The following is a 21736-nucleotide window of genomic DNA, read 5'->3' as shown; positions in this document are numbered from 1 at the left end:
ACTTCACGGGTGCGCGGCGGTTCAGAAGAGCACGCTCATGAACGCCCCGACCTCGCGGAAGCCCACCCGCCGGTAGGTCGCGCGGGCGGCGGTGTTGTAGTCGTTGACGTAGAGGCTGGCGACCGGGGCGACCTCGGTCAGCGCGTAGCGCAGCACCGCCGCCATACCGGTGACGGACAGGCCCCGGCCGCGGTGCTCGGGGGCGACCCAGACGCCCTGGATCTGACAGGCGCGCGGAGTGACGGCGCCGATCTCGGCCTTGAACACCACCTTGCCGTTCTCGATGCGGGCGAAGGAGCGGCCCGCGCCGACCAGTTCGGCGACCCGGGCCTGGTAGACCAGTCCGCCGTCGCCGGCCAGCGGCGAGACGCCGACCTCCTCGGTGAACATCGCCACGCAGGCGGGCATCAGCACGTCCATCTCGTCCTTGCGGACGCGCCGCACGTACGGGTCGGGCCGTATGCCCTCGGGGAGGGTGTCGGCGACCATCAGCGGCTGGTGGCGGCGGACCTCCCTCGCCGGGCCCCAGTGCGGCTCCAGGCGGGCCCACAGATCGGCGGTGGGTCCGGCGGGGCCGACGACGGAGGAGCAGCGGCGGCCCTGGCGGCGCGCCCTCTCGGCGAAGGCCCGCACCGCCTCCGGCCCCGCGCAGACGGGCACGAGGTTGGCGCCGGAATAGCACAGGGACTCCAGGCGCCCCCGGTGGTACCAGCCCCACATCTCGCCGCCCAGCCGCCACGGGTCCAGTCCGGAGACGCGGACCCGGGAGGCGACGAAGGCGTTGTCGACGGGCTCGCGGTCGAGTACCGCGAGGGCGTCGTCGAGCTCGTGCGGCTCCACGACGCGGGTGGTGGTCGTCAACACGTGGGAATGCCTCGCCGTGCGGCCCGAGGGAGGTCGGGGTGCCGAGATGGGGGTGTGGTCTCCCGACTCTACCTCCCCGGGCCGCGACGACGGCGCGGTACGGGCGTCGTGCGGTCGCCCGGCGCGGGTGGCACCGGGCGGGCCGGCGGGTCAGCCGACGGAGACCTCCGGCGGACCGGAGAGCACGCCGTCCTTCTCCATCTGTTCGGCGATCTTCATGGCCTCGTCGATGAGGGTCTCGACGATCTTGGACTCGGGCACGGTCTTGATGACCTCGCCCTTGACGAAGATCTGGCCCTTGCCGTTGCCGGAGGCGACGCCGAGGTCGGCCTCGCGGGCCTCGCCGGGGCCGTTGACGACACAGCCCATGACGGCCACCCGCAGCGGCACCTCCATGCCCTCCAGCCCGGCGGTGACCTCGTCGGCGAGCTTGTAGACGTCCACCTGGGCCCGGCCGCAGGAGGGGCAGGAGACGATCTCCAACCGGCGCTGCCGCAGACCGAGCGACTGGAGGATCTGGAGGCCGACCTTGACCTCCTCCACCGGCGGCGCCGACAGGGAGACGCGGATGGTGTCGCCGATGCCCTCGGACAGCAGGGCGCCGAAGGCGACGGCGGACTTGATGGTGCCCTGGAAGGCCGGCCCGGCCTCGGTGACGCCCAGGTGGAGGGGGTAGTCGCACTTCTCGGCCAGCAGCCGGTAGGCGTTGACCATCACGACCGGGTCGTTGTGCTTGACCGAGATCTTGATGTCGCGGAAGCCGTGCTCCTCGAACAGCGAGCACTCCCACAGCGCGGACTCCACCAGCGCCTCGGGGGTGGCCTTGCCGTACTTGGCCAGCAGCCGCTTGTCCAGCGAGCCGGCGTTGACGCCGATGCGGATGGGGACGCCCGCGTCGGAGGCCGCCTTGGCGATCTCCTTGACCTTGTCGTCGAACTGCCGGATGTTGCCGGGGTTGACCCGGACGGCGGCGCAGCCGGCGTCGATGGCGGCGAAGACGTACTTCGGCTGGAAGTGGATGTCCGCGATCACCGGGATCTGGGACTTCCTCGCGATGGCGGGCAGCGCCTCGGCGTCGTCCTGGGAGGGGCAGGCCACCCGGACGATCTCGCAGCCGGCGGCGGTCAGCTCGGCGATCTGCTGGAGCGTGGCGCCGATGTCGGCGGTGACGGTGGTGGTCATCGACTGCACGGAGATCGGGGCGTCGCCTCCGACGGCCACGGAACCGACCTGGATCTTCCGGCTGACCCGTCTGTCGGCCAGCTTGGCCGGTACGGACGGAATTCCGAGCGAAATGGCTGTCATGTGGTGTGCAACCCCAAGCTGTGGTTCAGCGCCCCGTGCGGCGGCGTACTCCGGCATCCGAGATTACGGCACGCCCCGGGCCCCGGGCACATCGCGGTCCGCCGCACGCGCGCGGGGGCGGGCGGCGCGCGCTCCGGCGCGTCCTCCGCCCCCGCGTGGGCGCCCGCTCATCCCGTCAGGCGCACCGGGTTGACGATGTCCGCGATGAGGACCAGCAGCGTGAAGCAGACGAAGACACCCGCCACCACATAGGCCACCGGCATCAGCTTGGCCACGTCGAACGGGCCGGGATCGGGGCGGCGCAGGAGCTTGGCGAAGCCCCGACGCACCGACTCCCACAGGGCACCCGCGATGTGGCCGCCGTCCAGCGGCAGCAGCGGCAGCATGTTGAACAGGAACAGCGACAGGTTGAAGCCCGCCACCAGGAAGAGCATCACCGCCACCCGCTGCTCGGCCGGGATCTCCAGGGCGAAGACGTCGCCGCCGACGCGGGCCGCGCCGACCACCCCCATGGGCGAGTCCTGTTCGCGCTCGGCGCCGTTGAAGGCGGCGTCCCACAGCCCTGGGATCTTCTCGGGGAGGCCGAGCAGGGCGTCGACGCCGCTGACCATCATGTCGCCCATGCGGTCCACGGCCTGCGGGAAGGTCTGTTCGACCACGCCGGTGGCCGGGGAGAAGCCCAGGAAGCCGGTGGTGACGTACTCGTCCTCGACGTAGCCGCCGCGCCCGTCGGACTTGGCCACCTCGTTCTTCACCAGGACGGCGTGGAGGACCTCGCGCTCCCCGTCGCGCTCGACGGTGACGGTGGCCGGACCGATGGTGTCGCGGATGCGCTGTTGGAGGTCGCTCCACTCGGTGACCTCCTTCCCGTCGAACGCGACGATGGTGTCGCCGGGCTTCAGACCGGCCGCCTTGGCCGGGGAGTTTGGGGCTCCCTCGGGACAGGTGTCGGTCCGCTCCGAGACCTTGATGACGCAGTCGGAGACGCTGGCGACGGTGGTGGTCTGGGTGCTGATGCCGAAGGCCATCAGCGTGGTGACGAAGACCACCACGGCCAGCACCAGGTTCATGAAGGGGCCGGCGAACATCACGATCACGCGCTTCCAGGGCTTGCGCGTGTAGAAGAGCCGCTTCTCGTCGCCCGGCTGGAGCTCCTCGAAGGCGGCGGCGCGGGCGTCCTCGATCATGCCCCGGAAGGGGGAGGTGGAGCGCTGCCGGATGGCGCCGTCCTCGCCGGGCGGGAACATGCCGATCATGCGGATGTAGCCGCCGAGCGGGATGGCCTTGATGCCGTACTCGGTCTCGCCCTTCTTCTTCGACCACAGGGTGGGGCCGAAGCCGACCATGTACTGCGGCACCCGGACGCCGAACATCTTGGCCGTCGACAGGTGGCCCAGTTCGTGCCAGGCAATGGAGAACAGCAGGCCGACGACGAAGACGACTATGCCGAGGATGGTCATCACCGTCGTCATGCGCGTGCCTCCGCTGTCGTCGCACCGGTGGTGCGTGCCGTACGTGCCGCCAGTTCGCGGGCGCGGGCGCGCGCCCAGTCCTCGGCGTCGAGGACGTCCTCCAGGGTCGGCTCCCCCGCCCGGGGGGTGCCGTGTTCCTCGACCACCGCGGCGACGGTATCCACTATGCCGGTGAAGGACAGCCCTCCGGAGAGGAACGCGTCGACACACTCCTCGTTGGCGGCGTTGAAGACCGCCGGGGCGGTGCCACCGAGGGCGCCGACGTGGCAGGCCAGCGCCACGGACGGGAACGCCTCCTCGTCCAGGGGGCGGAACTCCCAGTTCATCGCCGTGGACCAGTCGAAGACGGGACCGGCGTCGGGCACCCGGTGCGGCCAGCCCAGGCCGAGCGCGATGGGCAGCCGCATGTCGGGCGGGCCGCACTGGGCGAGGGTGGATCCGTCGGTGAACTCCACCATCGAGTGGATGTAGGACTGCGGGTGGACGACGACCTCGATGCGGTCGAAGGGGATGTCGTACAGCAGGTGCGCCTCGATGACCTCCAGCCCCTTGTTGACCAGGGTCGCGGAGTTGATCGTGATGACCGGGCCCATGTCCCAGGTGGGGTGGGCCAGGGCGTCGGCGGGCGTGACGTCCCGGAGCTCCGCGCGGCCGCGCCCCCGGAAGGGACCGCCGGAGGCGGTGACCAGCAGCTTGCGCACCTCGGCCCGGGTGCCGCCCATCAGGGCCTGGAAGAGCGCGGAGTGCTCGGAGTCCACGGGGATGATCTGGCCGGGCCTCGCCAGCGCCTTCACCAGCGGGCCGCCCACGATCAGCGACTCCTTGTTGGCCAGGGCCAGGGTGCGGCCCGCCTCCAGCGCGGCGAGGGTGGGACGCAGCCCGATGGAGCCGGTGATGCCGTTGAGGACGGTGTGGCACTCGGAGGCGGCCAGTTCGCAGGCCGCCTCCGGTCCGGCCAGCACCTCGGGCAGCGGTTCGGTGGGGGCGTAGCGGGCACGCAGCGCCTCGCGCAGCTCGTCGGCCCTGTCCTCGCGGAAGACCGCGACGGTACGGACCCGCAGCCGGTGGGCCTGCTCGGCCAGCAGCCCCACCCGTCCGCCCGCGGCGGACAGCGCGGTCACCCGGAAGCGGTCGGGATTGCCGAGCACCACGTCGACGGCCTGGGTGCCGATCGATCCGGTGGAGCCCAGGATCACGATGTCGCGCGGCCCGTCGGCGGGGGAGCCGGCGGTGCCGGCCGGGTGGCGCAGGTGCGGGTCGGCGAGGGGAGCGGGACTGTCGGTCATCCCCCCATTCTGTCCGGTCCGCGGGACGGGCCGGACACCGCGTCGCACCGTGCCACGCCCCGCCGCCCGGCCGTCACCCGGTGCGCAGCTCCTCCACCGACGTGCCGGTGCGCAGGAACAGCAGGCCGAGGCCGGTGGCGACCGCGACGAGGGCCAGCACCCCCAGACCGTGGAGGGCCAGGTCGTCCAGGGGCACGGGGACGGCGCGCACGACGTCGGGCACCTCGATGACGCGGACGTGTTCCTCGGAGGCGCCGGGGCCGAAACAGGCGTCCGGCTCCGCGTCGCAGATCTCGACCGAGCCACCGTGCTCCACCACCCGCGGGCCGAAGAAGCCCCGGCCCATCAGGGTGCCCACGGTCATGGCCAACAGCACGGCCGGGACCAGGGGCGTGAGCGTCTGCCACAGCAGCGCCCGGGACCAGCACCGGGCGGGGCACTCCGGAGGCCGTCAGGGCGGCGTGGGCGCGGCGGCGGGCGACGACGGCCTCGGCGACGGCCACCAGCATTCCGCCGGCCGCGATCACCAGCGCCACGATCACGGCCGTGTCCACCAGGTCCATGCTCCTCAGGTAGAAGGAGTCGGCCCCGTACCCGACCGCTCCCGTCTCGCCGGCCGCCTCGGCCTGGAGCCGCCACGCCTCCCGCCGGGCCTCGTCCATCACCGTGAAGTAGGAGCGCACGGCCAGGGCGCCGGCGCCGAAGACCACGGCCACCAGCAGCGCGGCGAGGGTGCGGCTGCCGTGCCAGGGGTCGGCGAGCAACCGTCGGGCGGCCAGCAGCGGGGCGGGGCGCCGGGCGAGGCGGTGCAGCACCCGGCCGGTGGTGTGGGAGATCCAGCCCGTTCCGAGCACGATGCCGAGGGCGGCCAGGAGTCCGCCCCCGAAGAGCAGGACGAGCGGCAGGGGGAAGGCGAAGGAGGGGTCGCGGGTCTCGTCGTACCACGTCCACAGCCCCTCGTAGGCGAAGAACGCGCCGACCCCGAGCACCAGCGGGACGGCGGGCCACGGCTTCGGCGTGCCCTTCGAACGCGTGCGGCGCACCACGCCGAGCGGGTCCACGGTCACCCGGCGCAGCATCACCGCGGCCGTCGCCGCCGCGAGCAGCGGCAGGCCCAGTACGGTGGCGGCCATCGCGGGCGCGGACGGCAGGACGTCGGTGGGAAGACGCAACCTGCCCTCGGCGTCCGGCCGGTGCAGCACCTCGTGCCCGATCAGGTAGACCACGAGCCCGCCCAGGGTGCCCAGCAGACTCGCCACCGCGGTCTCGGCGGCGGCGACGGCCGTGGTCTGGCGCGGGGTGGCGCCGGCCAGCCGGATCGCGGCGAGCCGTCGGTCGCGGGCGGGGGCGCCGAGTCGGGCGCACTGCCCGGCCAGGGCCAGCACCGGAATGCCGAGCATCAGCAGGGCGGTGGCCACGCCGGGGCGCAGTCCGGGTTCGCGCAGCAGCGCGTTGGTGTACCGGTCGGACCAGGAGGCGCTGCCGTCTTCCGGGCCGAGCCCGGCGGGGGCCTCGATGGCCAGCACGTTCAGCGCGGAGAACACCGCCAGGGCGGCGAGGAGGACGCCGAACGCGGTGAGCGCCACCCGCAGGGTGTCGGTGCGGGTTCCGGCGAGGGCCAACCGGAGGAGCGAGGAGGGCTTCACCGGTCACCGCCGTGCGGTGTCGTCGTCAGGTCGACGCCGAGGCCGGACGGGTCCACGGTCCCGTCCCGCAGGACGACCTCGCGGTCGGCGTAGGCCGCGACGGACGCGTCGTGGGTGACGAGCACGACGCTGGTGCGCTGCTCGTGGGCGACCCGGGTCAGTTGCCCGAGCAGCCGCTCCCCGGCGAGCGCGTCCAACGCGCCGGTGGGCTCGTCGGCGAAGAGCACCTTCGGCCCGGTGACCAGGGCGCGCGCGGCAGCGCACCGCTGTTGCTGGCCGCCGGACATCTCGCCGGGCCGGGAGTCGGCCACGTCGGCGACGTCCAGCCGCTCCAGCCACTCCAGCGCGGCGGCACGGGCCTCGCGCCGCCCCTTCCCGGCCAGCAGCAGCGGCAGGGCGACGTTCTCGGCCGCCGTCAGCTCGGCGACGAGCTGCCCGAACTGGAACAGCACCCCGAAGTCGGTGCGCCGCAGCAGGGAGCGGGCCGTCTCCGAGAGGGTGTCGAGGCGCTGCCCCCCGTACAGCACCTCGCCCGCGTCGGGGCGCAGGATGCCGGCCAGGCAGTGCAGCAGGGTGGACTTGCCGCAGCCGCTGGGGCCGGTGACGGCGAGGGTCTCGCCCTCGGCCAGGTCCAGGTCGACACCGCGGAGCGCGGGTGTGGGCCCGTAGGACTTCACGACCCCGCGGGCTCGCAGGAACGTCATGAGTGCACCTCCCGGTGCAGGTCGGCGACGCGTTCCAGCGTGGTGTGCAGCCAGCGCAGATCGGCGTCGAGGTGGGCGATGGCGAAGTCCGCGGCGATCACGTCGCCGAGCGAGGACTCCGGGTCGGTCTTGACGGTCGTCAGCTCCCGCAGCCGCGCGGTGTGCGCCCGGCGCTGCGCGGTGAGGTAGTCGCGGGCCTGCTCGACGCCGTCGACCAGCAGGGCGACGACGACCTTGGCCAACAGGGAGCTGCTGACGTACGGGGCCGGGGTCTCGATCGTCTCCAGCCAGGCGCGCAACTCCTCGCGTCCCGCGTCGGTGAGGGCGAACTCGGTGCGGTCCGGGCCGCCTTCGCGGCTCTGCCCCCGCTTCTCGACCAGGCCGTCGCGTTCCAGCCTGCCGAGCGTGCCGTAGACCTGGCCGAAGGCGATCGGCTTGGCCCTGGGGAAGCGCCGGTCGTGCGCCTTCTTCAGGTCGTAGCCGTGCTGCGGCCCGGCGGCCAGCAGGGCGAGCAGTACATGGGCTGCGGTCGACATGACGGGGACTATTCCCTGAGGTAATAGTCCCCGTCAAGTCGCCCCCGGGCGGGGCGAAAACGCGTTGCCCCACCCGGGGACGGCCCAGCAGACTGCCCCGGTGCTGATCCGCCGCGAGAACCCCGCCGACGTCCCCGCCGTCCGCGCCGTCACCGGCGCCGCCTTCGCCCCCGGGGCCGAGGCACCCGTTCCGGTCGAGGTGACCCTGCTGGACGAACTGCGCGACTGTGACGGATGGTTGCCCGCCCTGTCGCTGGTGGCCCAGGAGCCGGACGGCGAGGTGGTCGGGCATGTGGTGTGCACGCGCGGACGCGTCGGCGCCACGCCCGCACTGGGGCTGGGCCCGCTGAGCGTGCGCCCCGACCACCAGGGGCGCGGCGTCGGCTCGGCGCTCGTCCACGCCGTGCTGGGCGCGGCCGACGCCCTCGACGAACCGTTGGTGGCCCTGCTCGGTGATCCCGGCTACTACGGACGCTTCGGTTTCCGCGCCGCGACGGAGTGCGGCATCACCCCGCCCGACCCGGCCTGGGGGCGGTACTTCCAGGTCCGTGCGCTGAGCGCGTACGCCTCCGAGGGCTCCACCCCGCACGGCACCTTCGCCTACGCCGAGCCGTTCGACCGCGTGTGACACGGAATCGGGGTGATCGGGGAACGCGGCATCGTCCACGACGAGGCCGACGGCAAGCCGCCGGACGGCGGGGCGTGCGCCGCGACGAGCGCGGCGGTCCGTCCCGAGCCGGGGCGGCCGGTTCCCGTCCACGGGGTCCGCGCCTCGCGCCGCTCGCCCCCTCGGGCGTGAGCGCGGTACTACGATCGGTGGGTGCCAACCGGCCCGGCACACGGCCGGGATCGAGGACCGGCGATCGACGGGGGAACGATGAGCGGTGAGTGGATGCAGGTGGCCACGGCGTCGGCGAACACGCTCGTCGCGTTGATGCTGACCGACGCCTGGGAGCAGGCCAGGGACCGGATGGTGGGCGTGTGGCGCCGGTTCAGGCCCGAGCAGGCGGACTCGGTCTCCGGGCAGCTCGACGCGTCGGCCGACGATCTGGCACAGGCCCGGCAGGCGGACGACGGCGAGGCCGAGGACGAGATCCGCGGCGAGTGGAGCGGCCGGATCCGGCGCCTGGTGCGGGACGAGCCCGAGGCCGCCGACGTCCTGCGGGAGTTCGTCCGGCAGTACGCGTCGCGGACGGCGGACGCGGGCGGCACGACCGTGGTGCAGAACGCCCACGCGACGGGGAAGTCCCGCGTCTACCAGGCCGGCCGTGACATGACCGTCAACTGACCGGCGGGGGCGGCGAACGGGGCAGCGGGGACAGCGGGGGCGACGTGAGCGGCGAAGACGCCGAGCCGACCGGCGGGGACACCCGGCAGAACGGCAGGGCCGACGGGGACGGCAGGGTCTACCAGGCCGCGGGGACGATGACCGTCGGCCTGTCCGCCGGCGCCGTGACCCGGCTGCTCACCGGGGCCTTGGCCGTGGTGCTCGCCGGTCTGCCGGCCTTCTACGTCGTGGCCCGCACGGAGTCGGTGGGCGGTGACGCCCCGGAGCGGAACGGCTCCGAACGGAACGGGTCGGAGCAGCCCGCCGGTCTCCCCGGCGAGGCGGGGGAGGCCGGTGTCCTCCGGGCGACGATGACCCTGCGCGACACCGGCGTCCACACGGTGTCGAAGTACCTTCCCACCGAGCGGGAGGACCGCGCCTACCTCCACGACCCCTACCGGCACGGGGACACCCCCGACGCCGTCGCCTTCCGGGAGCGGCAGCACCCGGTGAAGGTGGCGGACTCCTTCAAGCTGTCGGTGGTGAACACCGGCGACTCCCGGGTCCGCCTGGTGGACATCAGACCCTCCTCGCTCCGCTGCGAGCCGGCGATCGACGAGGTGCTGTACTACCCGATCGGCGGCGCCGTGGGCGAGGAGGCGGTCTACGCGGTGCTGGACCTGGACAGCGAGGACCCGCGCCTGATGGCCGACGGGAAGGACTACTTCCGCAACTACTCGGTGCCCCTGCCGCCCGGCGACGCCTTCGACATCCTCATCGACATGAGGATCGAAAAGTCCTTCTGCCGCTTCTTCCTGGAGGTCCGGTACCTCGATGCCGAGGGCGAGCAGCGGACGATGACGATCAAGGACCCCTCCTACGGTCTCGGTTGGCTGGAGTCCGGTCCCGTGCCCGGACCGTTCGAGATCAGCGCCCTGCTCGACGACTCCCGCTACCGGCGGGTGTACAGGATGCGGGGCGAACCGCCCGTGTACACCCACGCCGACGGCGTCCCGGGACGACACTCCTAGGGCCCGCCTCCCTCGCGCCCCGTCTCGCCTCGCCTCCCGCCCTTCCCGGCGCGCCACAGCAGACGGACCGCCCCGGCGGCCGCCAGGCCGACCGCCCACCCCAGGGCGGCCGCGTGGGTGAGCCCCGCGGGTGGGGAGAGGGCCCGGACCGGCAGCGCGAGGAGGAGGAGCCCGGCGGGCAGGGCACGAAGGACTGCGGCCAGCAGCGGGCGATCGGGGGGCAGCAGTTCGGTGGTGACGAGGTAGGTGGTGCCCCAGATGGCCGGGGCCAGGGCGGTGACCAGCAGGATTCCGACTCGATTACTTAGCACTAAGCAAAAGTATCTCAACGCTAAGCGACCTGGTCACGGCCGGTGACGTATCTCTCACCGCTAAGACACCGAGTAGGGTGAGGCCATGGCCGATCACGTCGACCGAGTGCTGGAGCAGTGGGCCCGCGAACGCCCCGACCTGGATGCCTCCCCAATGGGGGTCATCGGGCGGCTGGGCCGCCTCTCCCGGCTGATCGACGCCGAACTGCGCCGCACGTTCGCCGCCCACGGGCTGGACCACGCGTCCTTCGACGTCCTGGCCACCATGCGCCGCAGCGGGCCGCCGTACCGGCTGAACCCGGCCGAGCTGATGCGCTCGGCCATGGTCACCTCCGGGGCCATCACCCAGCGTCTGGACCGGCTGGAGGCGCGCGGCCTGGTGGCGCGCTCCCCCAGTGAGACGGACGGCCGCGCGGTGCACGTCACCCTCACCGATGAGGGGCACGCCCTGATCGACCGAGTGCTGCCCGATCACCTCGCCACCGAGCACCGCGTCCTGGCCGGGCTCACCGACGCCCGGCGCGGCGAACTCGCCGGATTGCTGCGCGAGTTGCTGGAGTCCCTCGGGGACCGGGGGGACTGAGCCGGACGCGCGGCACCTTCGTCCGCGCCGAACCGTTCGACCGGGCGTGAACGAGACCGCTGTCAGCACCGAGCAAGGCGTCGTCCACGAACCCGGCGGCCGGTTACTGGACGTCCATCGGCCCGCCCACGGCCCGGCCGCCGCGCCCACCGTCCTCCCCTGGCACGGCAGGGGTCCGGACGAGCGGGACGTACTCGCGCCGCTCGCCCGTCAGGCCGCCTCGCTGGGGTTCGTGGTCGTGGTGCCCGACTGGCGCCCCGACGCGCCCGACGGCGGCTGGGGACACCTGCGGGCTTCGGTGCGTTTCGCCCGGGAGCGGGCGGGCGAGTTCGGCGGCGACACCGGCCGGATCGTGCTGGCCGGCTGGTCGCTGGGCGCGTACGCCGCGGTGAGTGTCGCGGTCCGGCCCGAGCTGATGGACGGATGGCGGCCCGCGGCGGTCGCCGGGATCGCGGGCAGGTACCTCTGGGAGCGCCCGGAGATGGGATTGGGCAACCTGCGTGACGCACTGGCCGCGACGCCCGCCGCCCCGGTGCCCGTCCATCTGGTGCACGGCACCGCCGACGATATCGCCCCCGTCCACCACCCGCGGAATTTCGTGTCCGTCCTCGACCGGTGGGGATGGCCGGTCACCCTCACCGAGACCGACGCCGACCACGCGAGCGCGGTGATGACCGAGTACGACCCCGCGCGGCAGCGCTGTGTCCCGGCCCGCGACGCGGGCGCTCTGGAGGCCGGTCGCGCCACGGCTCGCGCCCTAGCCCGCGCCGCGGGTCTCCCCGTACCCGGGTAGCCGCCCATGGGCGCGGTGGTCCCGGACTCCCGGCCTGGGGGGCCAGCACCCAGCCGTGATCGGCGTCGCGGGCGACCTGTTCGACGACTGTTCGCCCGGACACCTACGGGCGGGCTCTCGGCGGCGATGTCAAGCGAGGGAGGTTCCCGACTCTCATACTGGATTCGCAGTAGTTTCGGCCCGGCTTCTCGTTTCGGAGCCGCGCGGACGGCATAGCAGAATGAGAAGAAGCGTAACGGCCGTTCCTGAGGCCGCCGGCAGGCTTCCCTTGTACACGGCATACGCCAACAAGCCTGCCTCCAACAGGGCGCAGATAGCGAGAGCCCGCCTGGTGGAAGGACTCGACCGCAAGGACCGAGAGAGAATCCAGCACATCCACGCGCTCATGGCCATGAAGGCCCCGCCGAGCGCGTAGAGACGCATAACCTTCCCCTCCACCGCCTCAGGAGAAACATCAATATCCTGTGGTGGGATTCCCTGAGCGGACAAGGGAAGCAAGACAAAGGCGAAGAAGGCAACGAAAACAGCTTGGCAGACAACCAGGAAAATAGCTGCTGCCGCTGCGAGGCGACGCATAAGAATCACACCGTTCTCTGAACATTTCAAGTGCGCGGTGCGGGCGGCGCATGGCCGCCCGCACCGACGGAACAACAGTCAACTATCTATCCACTGCGTTACGCTCAGTACCACAAGTAGTTCAGAGTGCCATCACTCACGCTCTGCAGACACCATCCCGGAAGGACGGACTCGGCCTCACTGCGGGACATCCCGACATCCTTGCCGTACTGGCCGAAAAATCTCCCCCATGCGTTGTTGTGGTAGTCCATCCTGTGGTGCCGCTCCGCCAACTCCTCGCTCATATTGGCGGGCTTGGGGCCCTGCTCGTGCCGGTCGGCAAAGCCCTTGGCGGTCTTGGCGCCCATCTCGTAGGCCATGAGCGCGTTCCAGGTGCAGTGTCGGTAGGCGTCCGGCTTGCCTCCGTTGGTGCGGCCTCCCGGCCAGAACCCTGTGTCCTTCGCTTCGTTGATCGCCATGTTCTCGGCAATCACGGATTCGTCGTAGGCGATGGCACAGATACGTGCCCTGCTGGGCCACATGCAGAATTTGAACTCTGCCGAGTTCATGTACCCGTCGTACGCGAGGGTGCTGACCTCTCCTCCGTCGTCACCGACCCAGTCCGGCTTGATCGCCATGTGCTGGACGTCCTCCTGGGTCAGTTCGTTCTCGCCCGGAGGAACGATCTCTCCGCTGATGAACTTTTCTGTGGCGGCCGCCTGCGCCGCTGTGGCCACACCCTCGGAGAGTGCGCTGGTGTCACCGAAGACGGTGACGTTCTTCGCGGTGGAACTGTGATCCTCGGCGAACCATGCGCCGCTCTGGGTGAACTCCGTCGGCGGGTTCAGCAGCAGGGGCATTTCCACCGCGGCGGCATAGGCGCCCCCGCTGACGGCATCGGTGTAGGTGCTGGTGGTGGCCATACCGACGCGCTCGGGCTGGGGCATGAACTTGTCGGCGATGAAGGCGCTGGTCTCGATGTCGTCGCGGCCGACCACGTCGCCGAAGGTGCTGGGGTAGGCGTCACTGGCGGCCGCACCGACCGTGGTCTTGGACACGGTGTCCGGCAGACCGTCCAGCCATGTCCTGGCCGCCGAGGAGAGAGTGCCGCCGTCGCTGAGGATGAGCGCTCCTTCGGCGGCGGCGACCGCGCTGGCCGCGCTCACCGCGTCCTCCCAGTTACCTGCGCTGGCGATGACCACGTGCTGAGGCTCGGCAACGCCGTCACGGGCGATGACCAGGGAGGTCTCCTGTGCGGTGGCGCCGGCCAGGCGCACGACATCGTAACCGAGGCCACGGATCGCGTCGTCGACGCTCGTACTGAACGCCCCGCCGGCAAGGTAGACCGTCTTCCCCTCTGGAAGGATTCTCTCGATCTCCGCGCTCACCCTGGTGTCAAGCGCGGATTTGGCGGTGAGCAACAGCGGGCCCTGCTTGGCCTTGGCCAACGGAATCGCGGAAGCACCGTCCTTGTAACTATCGGTCGGAGCGAGCACGACCGCGTCCGCGGCGTTGCCGTCGGCCGCCGAGGTCGCCTTCCAGTGGCTCCGTGAAACCTCCACCGAAGTGTCGACGGGGTCACTGCCCGCGATGCGGGTCAGGCTCGCAGCGGAGTCGGTGATGACGGTGAACGGGGTCCAGTCGGACCAGCCGGTGTTGTAGTGCGTACCGTCATAGGGGGATGTGCGGAACTCGTACCTTCCGCCGTCCTGCAACCACCCCTGGGGCACCGTGACCTGGGCGGGCACTCCGGACGACGTCCAGTCGGAGACCAGGTAGTCACCGACCTTCGTCCCGGTTTCGGCGTCGCGGATCTCGAAGGTGCCGTTGACCTCGTCACCGTTGGCGTCGTCGAAGGCGGCCCGCAGTACCGGCGTGGTGGTGCTCACCACCCACACCCCGTCGGTGGCGGAGAACGGCGGCCCGGCCTGCTGGTCGGTGCCGGTCTGCGGCCGGTGGTTGTAGGTGACGGTCAGCCTGGGCTGGTTGCTCGCGTTGTTCGCCGAGTTGATCCGCTTCCACGCCCCGACGGCGTCACTGGTCGCGCGCAGCCCCATGTGGCCACGGGTGACCTGGCCGGAAGCCCAGTACTGGGCCAGGTCCGTGACGTCAGCGGAGATCCACCCGTCCGAGCCACAGGCCGGGTTGCCCTTGGTCTGGGTCGAGGTGTGGTACTGCCGCACCCAGGCGGGCTGGTCGGTCCACCGCGACGAGGTGGAAGCGGCACCGGTGGCCCACACGCCCCAGCCGTAGGACCGGCAGTCGGTGTTTCCCGAGTGGAAGTTCCACAGTTTCAGTTCCGCAGCGGATACCAGAGCGTCTCGGATGGGCGTTGTGTTCCAGTGGATGAACGACCGGGCGGTGCGAGGAGTGCCGTCGGAGTTGGTCGTTCCCGGGTTGCCGAGGTCGAGTTCGGTGTCGTTGGACCAGTCGACCGTCTCGCCCTGCTGCACATAGGTGTCGAAGGTGTTGGACAGCGCCGAGGTGGAGGGGTCGACGGTGACCGGATAACGGGTCTCGGGGTCGGCGAGGAAGTCCGCGTCGGGGGTGACGACCAGGTCCACCGCGCCCTTGCCCCGGCCGACCACGTCCATCTCGACCGGTACGCGACGGGTGTGCTCGCCCGACACCTCGTCGACCGTCGAGTCCCACATCACGGGCGCGGGCATCACGGCACGCTTCTTCCCCGTGGCGGCGTCCGTGAAGAGCACGGACCCGTCCTTCTGCTCTTCCGCCTCAAGCCCCTTGGTCTTGAGCGGCAGGGTGTAAGAGTAGTCCCCACGCTCAGGCTGCTTCCGGATCTCGACGAACTGCTCGAAGCCTGTGCGGGTGGCCTCCACGATCACATCCGCGCCCGGGACCGCGTTCTCGTAACGAGCGGTGGTCCCGTCAAGCACCGGTTCGGGCAGCCCGCCCTTCCACTGAAGCGTTACCCGCTCCTCACCGGAACCGAGCGTCACCAGGTCGCGCGCTGAGGACTTGGCGGCGGCCGAGAGGGAACCGGGGACGGCACCGCCGCCGCCGGCCAGCGTCAGGCCCTCCGGATGGTTCCTGGACACCACTTTGCCATCACGCTTCGTGAGGGTGACGTCGACGGCATACCACTTGCCGTCCCGTTCGACCCGTTCGGGCCCCGCCGTCATCTCGGTGGTAAAACTGCCGTCCGGGTTGGCGAAGGTGCGGGAGGTCTCCGTCCTCTCCGACACCAACTCGACTCGCTTACCGGTCCTACGCGCCTTGAATCTTGCCTCGGGGACCTCGCCCGCGTCCTTCGGGAGTTCCACAGCCGCCGGAGCGGGGTCTTGGGCCTTCCCTCCTCCTTCGGGCTTCGGGGGAGTGGCGGCCGTCGCGGTGACGCAGGTCTGGGCCGCCACGACAATCACCGCCCCTATGGCTGTTCGGGACAGCGAGCGTCTGTGCCGGGTGAAAATAGGCACCCTTCCAGTCCTCTCCGCCCTCGATTCACAAGAATCCAGGACATGCTTCACGATCACTCCGCGAAGTCTCCTCGGACTTCACGCACAGGCACCCAAGGGCAGTCAAGATCATTCGGCAAGGTGGAGCGTTCCGGAACAAGCCACCGACCTTATGGTTTGATCTCCAACTTTGAAGGCTGACGAACGCTTCCCGGTGAAATTCCCCTGGTTTCGTGTCAGGTCTTCCGCACGCGCCGGAGCTTCTCCTCTGTACGCCCGTACGAGCACGCCGCCTACCTCCGGCAAGCGTCTTCGCCTACCGCTCGCGTCCTTGGCGGAGTGCCTGGACTCCAGCGCGATATCTGGCTGAAAAACGCCCCTCGCGTTACGGCCCCGAGGAGCGCCGCCACCTTCCGGGAGTGCGCGTGAGGGTCAGGGGATGGGGCGGTGGACGTCCGTGCGGGTGGCGGGGCCGGGGTCGGCCGGGGCGATCCAGGGGCCGGGGGTGGAGGGGTCGATCACGCCCTCCTCCAACCAGGTGTAGACCCCGCCCAGGACGCCGCGGGCGACCACGCGGTCGACGGCGTCGGTGTTGTTCCACAGCCGGTCGAAGAGTTCCTCGATCCGGACGCGGGCCTGGCGGCAGAAGGCGTCGGCGAGTTGGTAGGCGGCACGGCCGTGCTCGCCGTCGCGGCGCATCGTCTCCGCCCGGACGCAGGCGGCGCTCATGGCGAACAGCTCGGCGCCGATGTCCACGATCCTCCCCAGGAAGCCCTGCTTGCCCTCCAGCTTCGCCTGCCAGCGGGACATGCCCAGGAAGGTGGCGCGGGCCAGGCGGCGGCAGGTGCGTTCGACGTAGCGCAGGTGGGCGGCCAGGTCGGGGTGGCCGGCCGGGTGGAACTCGCGGTAGGAGCCGGGGAGCCGGCCGGGCCCGGCGACCAGTTTGGGCAGCCAGCGGGCGTAGAAGCCGCCGGCGCGGACGGCGGCGCGGCCCTTGTCGGTGAGGGTCCTGTCGGGGTCGACCAGGTCGCCGGCGACCGACAGGTGGGCGTCGACGGCCTCGCGGGCGATCAGCAGGTGCATGATCTCCGTCGAGCCCTCGAAGATGCGGTTGATGCGCAGGTCGCGCAGCATCTGCTCGGCGGGGACGCCCCGCTCGCCGCGGGCCGCGAGGGAGTCGGCGGTCTCGAAGCCGCGGCCACCGCGGATCTGGACCAGCTCGTCGGCCATCCGGTACGCCATCTCCGAGCCGTAGAGTTTGGCGAGGGCCGCCTCGATGCGGATGTCGTTGCGGTCCTCGTCGGCCATTCGGGAGGCCAGATCGAGGACGGCCTCCAGGGCGAAGGTCGTCGCGGCGACGAAGGAGACCTTGGAGCCGACGGCCTCGTGGTGGGCGATCGGCTTGCCCCACTGTTCGCGTGCCGCCGACCACTCGCGGGCGATCTTCAGGCACCACTTGCCCGCGCCCGCGCACATCGCGGGCAGGGAGAGGCGTCCGGTGTTGAGGGTGGTCAGGGCGATCTTCAACCCGGCGCCCTCGGGGCCGATGCGGTGGGCGGCCGGCACGCGGACGCGGTGGAAGCGGGTGACGCCGTTCTCGATGCCGCGCAGCCCCATGAAGGCGTTGCGGTTCTCCACGGTGATGCCCTCGGAGTCGGCTTCGACGACGAAGGCGGTGATGCCGCCCGGGTGCCCCTCGGAGGCCGGCACCCGGGCCATGACGACGAGGAGGTCGGCGATGACGCCGTTGGTAGTCCACAGTTTCACGCCGTCCAGGAGGTAGGCGTCGTCGCCGTCGGGCACGGCGGTGGTGGCCAGTCGGGCCGGGTCGGAGCCGACGTCGGGCTCGGTGAGCAGGAACGCCGAGACGTCGGTGCGGGCGCAGCGCGGCAGGAAGGCACGCTTCTGCTCCTCGGTGCCGAACATCTTCAGCGGTTGGGGGACACCGATCGACTGGTGGGCCGAGAGCAGCGCGCCGACGGCGGGACTGGCGGAGCCGGCCAGGGCCAGTGCCCGGTTGTAGTAGAGCTGGTTCAGGCCCAGGCCGCCGTACTCGGGGTCGATCTTCATGCCGAGCGCGCCGAGCTCCTTCAGTCCCTTGACCACGCGGTCGGGGACGCGGCCCTCCCGGTCGATGGCGATGCCGTCCACCTCCGCCGCGCAGAACTCCTCCAACGCGGCGAGGAACTCCTCGCCGCGCCGGACCTCGTCGTCGTCCGGCCGGGGGCGGGGGTGGACCAGGTCGAGGCGGAACCGACCGAGGAAGAGTTCCCTGGCGAAGCTGGGCTTGCGCCACTCGCTCTCCCTCGCGGCCTCGGCGACCTGTCGTGCTTCCCGCTCGGAGACGGACATCGGGGCTCACCTCGCTCTACGGACGGGTGTTACCCAACCGTATGTACCCGTTCCATACGTTCTGTACCGACTTTGATCCGTTGTGCACCCGTGTGCGACCGTTTGTTGAAGCGCTTCGACAAGCCATGGCACAGCATCTGGACAGCTTGTCAGCGCGGGTTTAGGGTCTGGTCGCAGATCCCCTGTCGAAGCGCTTCACCACAGCAGCTTCCCGCATCGCCCTGGAGAGTCCATGGTCACCCTCGCCGAGGTCGCCCGGCACGCCGGAGTCTCCGCCAGCACCGTGAGCTACGTCCTCAGCGGCAAGCGTTCCATCTCCGCCGCCACCCGGGAACGCGTGGAGGAGAGCATCCGCGCGCTGGGCTACCACCCCAACGCCGGGGCGCGGGCGCTGGCCAGCAGCCGCTCGAACATCATCGCCCTGATGATGCCGCTGCGCACCGACATGTACGTGCCGGTGATGATGGAGATCGCGCTGGCCGTCGCCACCACCGCCCGCTCCCACGACCACGACGTGCTGCTGCTGACCGGCGAGGAGGGGCCCGCGGCCGTGCGCCGGGTGGTGGGCAGCGGACTGGCCGACGCCATGATCCTGATGGACGTCGAGCTGGACGACGCCCGACTGCCGCTGCTGCGCGAGGCGGGGCGCCCGTCCGTGCTGATCGGCATCCCCGCCGACCCGTCCGGACTGACCTGCGTGGATCTGGACTTCACCGCCACCGGCGCGCTGTGCGTGGAGCACCTGGCCGAGCTGGGCCACCGGGACGTCGCGGTCGTCGGAGAGGCCGCCGCCGTCTACGAACGGCACACCGGCTTCGCCGAGCGCACCCGCGACGGACTCCGCACCCGTGCCGCCGAGCTGGGAGTGCGGCTGCTGCACCGCCCCTGCGAGGGCGACTACGCGGCGATGGCCGGGACGCTCACCCGGGTCCTCGACGAACGCCCGGACACCACCGGCTTCATCGTGCAGAACGAGGCCGCCATTGAGCCGCTGCTGAGCCTGCTGCGCCGGCTGGGCAAGGCCGTCCCCGAGGACGTGTCGGTGGTCGCCATCTGCCCCGACCAGGTGGCCGTCCAGGCGTCCGTGCGGCTGACCTCCGTGGCCATACCCGCCCACGAGATGGGACGCCGGGCGGTCGAACTGGTGATGGCCAAGGTCCGCGGCGAGCGGGACGAGCGGCTCGACCTGCTGCCGCCCCGGCTCACCGTGCGGACCAGCTCCGGCCCGGCCCCCGCCCTCCCCCACTGACCGGCACTCCCCTCCCCCTCCGCCGCACGTCCGCCTGGACGGTTCCGCGTCCGTTCCGCCCCGCCGTTCGATCCACCATCCACCCGCCGAGCATCCGGGAGCACCGTGTCCACACCCGCCCACCTCTCTCCCCCGTCCTCCTCCCTGGCCCAACCCTCCCCCACCCACGGCACCTTCCGGACGCACGGCGGTGCGCTGGAGTGGCGCGGACGGCAGGAGACCGTCCGCGTCGAACCGTGGGGGCCGAACGCCCTCCGGGTCCGGTCCCGACTGGGCGGCCCGGTCCTCGACGGGTTGCCCGGCGCGCTGCTGGAGGAGCCGCCGGCCGCCGAGGACACCGAGATCCGGATCGCCGCCGACCACGCCGTGGTGACCTGCGGAGCGATCACCGCCGTGGTCGATGCCGAGGGCATGCTGCGCTTCGTCCGCACCGCCGACGGCGCCGAGCTGCTGTCGGAGGACCGCGCCCACTTCTGGTGGCCCGGCCCCCGGCTGCACACCGCCACCGGCAACGGCTACCACCGTCTGGAACAGCGCTTCACCGCCTACGAGGGCGAGCGGCTGTACGGCCTGGGCCAGCACCAGCACGGGTTGCTGGACCAGAAGGGCACGGTGGTCGACCTCGTGCAGCGCAACGCCGAGGTGTCCATCCCCGTGCTCACCTCCAGCCGCGGTTACACCCTGCTGTGGAACAACCCGGCCGTCGGACGCGTGGAGCTGGCCCACAACGGCACCCGCTGGGTCGCCGACTCCGCCCGGCAGATCGACTACTGGATCACCGCCGGGGCGCCGGCCGACGCCCAGCGCCGCTACTCCGCCGTCACCGGCCGCACCCCGATGCTGCCCGAGTGGGCGGCCGGCTTCTGGCAGTGCAAGCTGCGCTACCGCACCCAGGAGGAACTGCTGTCGGTGGCCCGCGAGTACAAGCGGCGCGGGCTGCCCCTGTCCGCGATCGTCTGCGACTTCTTCCACTGGACGCACCTGGGCGAGTGGAAGTTCGACCCGGCCGAGTGGCCCGACCCGACGGCGATGGTCAAGGAGTTGGACGCGCTGGGCGTGAAGCTGGTCGTCTCCGTGTGGCCGTCGGTCTCGCCGCTGAGCGAGAACCACCGGCCGATGGAGCACCAGGGCCTGTTCATCGGCACCGAGTACGGCCCGATGGCGCACGCCGACTGGCCCGACAAGGGCGTCGCCGAACCCGTCCAGGTCGCCTTCTACGACGCCACCAACCCCGACGCGCGCGACTTCGTGTGGTCCCGCATCCGGGAGAACTACGCCTCGTACGGCATCACGGCCTTCTGGCTGGACGCCGGCGAGCCGGAGCTGAAGCCCGGTTTCTCCGCCAACCTGCGCTACCACGCCGGTCCCGGGCTGGAGGTGGGCAACCTCTACCCGCGCGAGAACGCCCGGACCGTCCACGACGGCCTGGCCGCCGAGGGCGAGACCGAGATCATCTCCCTCAACCGCTCGGCGTGGGCGGGCTCCCAGCGCTACGGCGCCGCCCTGTGGTCCGGCGACATCGGCACCGACTTCGCCACCCTGCGCCGCCAGATCGCCGCCGGGCTCAACACCGCCCTGTCGGGCATCCCGTGGTGGAACACCGACATCGGCGGCTTCCACGGCGGCGACCCGGACGACCCGGCCTACCGCGAGGTGATGGTGCGCTGGTTCCAGTTCGGCGCGCTCTCCCCGCTGATGCGACTGCACGGCTTCCGCGAGCCGGGGATGCCGCTCGGACCGGAGATGACCGGCGGGCCCAACGAGGTGTGGTCCTACGGCGAGGAGGCCGGCGCGATCCTGGAGTCCTACCTGCGGCTGCGCGAGCGCCTGCGGCCGTACGTGCTGGAGCAGATGCGCACCGCCCACACCGAGGGTCTGCCGCCGATGCGACCGCTGTTCCTGGAGTTCCCCGACGACCCGGCGGCCTGGGAGATCGACGACGCCTTCCTCTTCGGCCCCGACCTGCTGGTGGCGCCCGTACTGGAGGCGGGCGCCCGGGAGCGTGCCGTGCGCCTCCCGGCGGGCGCGCGGTGGACGGACGCCTGGACGGGCGAGACGTACCCGGGCGGTGAATCCGTGACCGTGCCCGCGCCGCTGGAGCGGATCCCCCTGTTCCTGCGGGACGGCGCGGAGCTGCCGATCCGGGAGGAGTGACGGCGGATACGGGGCGGGCGGTCGCCGGCGGGGTCTCCGCCGGCGACCGCCCGCCCCGTATCCGTGTCCGGGTTTCCGGGCGCCCCGGCCGGCGAGGATCTCGACGGCCGCCGGGAGGAAAGCGGCACCGGGCCGGCGGTCGCCGGCCCGGTGCCACGTTTCTCCGGTCGCTCCGGTCGCTCCGGTGGAGACCTCGTCTTCGCGGTGTGGGG

Annotated in this window: 17 protein-coding genes and 2 pseudogenes; 8 read left to right on the top strand and 11 right to left on the bottom strand. The window is 71.6% G+C overall.

Features of this window, described 5'->3' with window-relative positions; genetic code table 11:
- Positions 1 to 21: 21 nt before the first annotated feature.
- The 7 genes from F0L17_RS19525 to F0L17_RS19495 all read right to left on the bottom strand — a co-directional run bounded on the left by F0L17_RS19525 (position 22) and on the right by F0L17_RS19495 (position 7813).
- The gene (locus F0L17_RS19525) at positions 22 to 864 is read right to left on the bottom strand and encodes a GNAT family N-acetyltransferase (RefSeq protein WP_162466442.1); all 843 of its coding nucleotides are present in this window, start codon (positions 862 to 864) and stop codon (positions 22 to 24) included.
- Positions 865 to 1014: 150 nt separating this feature from the next.
- Positions 1015 to 2169 (bottom strand): flavodoxin-dependent (E)-4-hydroxy-3-methylbut-2-enyl-diphosphate synthase, encoded by a 1155-nt coding sequence (gene ispG, locus F0L17_RS19520; protein WP_155072068.1) that lies wholly within the window; start codon positions 2167 to 2169, stop codon positions 1015 to 1017.
- Positions 2170 to 2336: 167 nt separating this feature from the next.
- On the bottom strand, positions 2337 to 3641 hold the full coding sequence (locus F0L17_RS19515; RefSeq protein WP_155072067.1) for a M50 family metallopeptidase: 1305 nt from the start codon (positions 3639 to 3641) through the stop codon (positions 2337 to 2339).
- Positions 3638 to 4927, bottom strand: a complete 1290-nt coding sequence (dxr, locus tag F0L17_RS19510; RefSeq protein WP_155072066.1) for a 1-deoxy-D-xylulose-5-phosphate reductoisomerase — start codon at positions 4925 to 4927, stop codon at positions 3638 to 3640. Before dxr ends, F0L17_RS19515 begins: the two co-directional genes overlap by 4 nt.
- A complete protein-coding gene (locus tag F0L17_RS19505; RefSeq protein WP_202917896.1) occupies positions 4924 to 6549 on the bottom strand; it encodes a hypothetical protein in 1626 nt (541 codons plus the stop codon). The genes dxr and F0L17_RS19505 overlap by 4 nt, the downstream gene beginning before the upstream one ends.
- A gap of 20 nt (positions 6550 to 6569) precedes the next feature.
- Positions 6570 to 7277 (bottom strand): ABC transporter ATP-binding protein, encoded by a 708-nt coding sequence (locus tag F0L17_RS19500; protein WP_155072065.1) that lies wholly within the window; start codon positions 7275 to 7277, stop codon positions 6570 to 6572.
- Entirely contained in the window at positions 7274 to 7813 is a 540-nt protein-coding gene (locus F0L17_RS19495) for a PadR family transcriptional regulator (protein WP_155072064.1), read from the bottom strand. Before F0L17_RS19495 ends, F0L17_RS19500 begins: the two co-directional genes overlap by 4 nt.
- A 100-nt stretch (positions 7814 to 7913) precedes the next feature.
- Between F0L17_RS19495 and F0L17_RS19490 the strand changes: the two genes are divergently transcribed.
- From F0L17_RS19490 to F0L17_RS19475, 4 genes are all read left to right on the top strand, one after another.
- Entirely contained in the window at positions 7914 to 8441 is a 528-nt protein-coding gene (locus F0L17_RS19490; protein ID WP_162466441.1) for a GNAT family N-acetyltransferase, read from the top strand.
- 12 nt (positions 8442 to 8453) lie between these two features.
- Positions 8454 to 8612 carry a hypothetical protein gene (locus F0L17_RS19485; protein ID WP_155072063.1) on the top strand — a complete coding sequence of 53 codons (159 nt, stop codon included), beginning with the start codon at positions 8454 to 8456 and terminating at the stop codon, positions 8610 to 8612.
- Between the two features lie 78 nt (positions 8613 to 8690).
- Entirely contained in the window at positions 8691 to 9101 is a 411-nt protein-coding gene (locus F0L17_RS19480; RefSeq protein ID WP_155072062.1) for a hypothetical protein, read from the top strand.
- A gap of 44 nt (positions 9102 to 9145) precedes the next feature.
- Positions 9146 to 10111: a hypothetical protein gene (locus F0L17_RS19475; RefSeq protein ID WP_155072061.1), complete on the top strand. Its 966-nt coding sequence runs from the start codon at positions 9146 to 9148 to the stop codon at positions 10109 to 10111.
- A 143-nt stretch (positions 10112 to 10254) separates the two neighbouring features.
- Here F0L17_RS19475 and F0L17_RS28350 read toward each other — a convergent pair.
- A pseudogene (locus F0L17_RS28350) lies at positions 10255 to 10422 on the bottom strand (EamA family transporter); the annotation flags it as partial.
- 85 nt (positions 10423 to 10507) lie between these two features.
- Here F0L17_RS28350 and F0L17_RS19465 point away from each other — a divergent pair.
- Entirely contained in the window at positions 10508 to 11005 is a 498-nt protein-coding gene (locus F0L17_RS19465) for a MarR family winged helix-turn-helix transcriptional regulator (protein WP_155072060.1), read from the top strand.
- Positions 11006 to 11051: 46 nt separating this feature from the next.
- Complete coding sequence (locus F0L17_RS19460) at positions 11052 to 11798, top strand: alpha/beta hydrolase family protein (protein ID WP_162466440.1); 747 nt, start codon at positions 11052 to 11054, stop codon at positions 11796 to 11798.
- A 680-nt stretch (positions 11799 to 12478) separates the two neighbouring features.
- On the opposite strand, the gene F0L17_RS27690 is transcribed toward F0L17_RS19460, so the two are convergent.
- The 3 genes and pseudogenes from F0L17_RS27690 to F0L17_RS19450 form a co-directional block, all read right to left on the bottom strand.
- The gene (locus F0L17_RS27690; RefSeq protein WP_338018277.1) at positions 12479 to 13351 is read right to left on the bottom strand and encodes a cell wall-binding repeat-containing protein; all 873 of its coding nucleotides are present in this window, start codon (positions 13349 to 13351) and stop codon (positions 12479 to 12481) included.
- Between the two features lie 333 nt (positions 13352 to 13684).
- Positions 13685 to 15745, bottom strand: a pseudogene (locus F0L17_RS27685) (DNRLRE domain-containing protein); the annotation flags it as partial.
- Between the two features lie 456 nt (positions 15746 to 16201).
- Positions 16202 to 18121, bottom strand: coding sequence for an acyl-CoA dehydrogenase family protein (locus F0L17_RS19450; protein WP_155072058.1), 1920 nt, complete (start codon positions 18119 to 18121; stop codon positions 16202 to 16204).
- A 232-nt stretch (positions 18122 to 18353) separates the two neighbouring features.
- Here F0L17_RS19450 and F0L17_RS19445 point away from each other — a divergent pair, with 232 nt between their 5' ends.
- Together F0L17_RS19445 and F0L17_RS19440 are read left to right on the top strand one after the other, a co-directional pair.
- Positions 18354 to 19370 carry a LacI family DNA-binding transcriptional regulator gene (locus F0L17_RS19445; RefSeq protein ID WP_155072057.1) on the top strand — a complete coding sequence of 339 codons (1017 nt, stop codon included), beginning with the start codon at positions 18354 to 18356 and terminating at the stop codon, positions 19368 to 19370.
- A gap of 105 nt (positions 19371 to 19475) precedes the next feature.
- The gene (locus tag F0L17_RS19440; RefSeq protein ID WP_162466438.1) at positions 19476 to 21524 is read left to right on the top strand and encodes a TIM-barrel domain-containing protein; all 2049 of its coding nucleotides are present in this window, start codon (positions 19476 to 19478) and stop codon (positions 21522 to 21524) included.
- Positions 21525 to 21736 lie beyond the last annotated feature (212 nt).

The sequence above is a fragment of the Streptomyces taklimakanensis genome, assembly GCF_009709575.1.
Classification (GTDB): Bacteria; Actinomycetota; Actinomycetes; order Streptomycetales; family Streptomycetaceae; genus Streptomyces; species Streptomyces taklimakanensis.
Note: the sequence above shows the minus strand (reverse complement) of the source record. Positions and strands in the feature narration are given on the sequence as shown.

Coding starts and splice junctions, on each gene's coding strand:
- dxr (WP_155072066.1), bottom strand. CDS start 4,927: ATGACCGACAGTCCCGCTCCCCTCGCCGACCCGCACCTGCGCCACCCG.
- F0L17_RS19500 (WP_155072065.1), bottom strand. CDS start 7,277: ATGACGTTCCTGCGAGCCCGCGGGGTCGTGAAGTCCTACGGGCCCACA.
- F0L17_RS19465 (WP_155072060.1), top strand. CDS start 10,508: ATGGCCGATCACGTCGACCGAGTGCTGGAGCAGTGGGCCCGCGAACGC.
- F0L17_RS19450 (WP_155072058.1), bottom strand. CDS start 18,121: ATGTCCGTCTCCGAGCGGGAAGCACGACAGGTCGCCGAGGCCGCGAGG.
- F0L17_RS19495 (WP_155072064.1), bottom strand. CDS start 7,813: ATGTCGACCGCAGCCCATGTACTGCTCGCCCTGCTGGCCGCCGGGCCG.
- F0L17_RS19480 (WP_155072062.1), top strand. CDS start 8,691: ATGAGCGGTGAGTGGATGCAGGTGGCCACGGCGTCGGCGAACACGCTC.
- ispG (WP_155072068.1), bottom strand. CDS start 2,169: ATGACAGCCATTTCGCTCGGAATTCCGTCCGTACCGGCCAAGCTGGCC.
- F0L17_RS19515 (WP_155072067.1), bottom strand. CDS start 3,641: ATGACGACGGTGATGACCATCCTCGGCATAGTCGTCTTCGTCGTCGGC.
- F0L17_RS19445 (WP_155072057.1), top strand. CDS start 18,354: ATGGTCACCCTCGCCGAGGTCGCCCGGCACGCCGGAGTCTCCGCCAGC.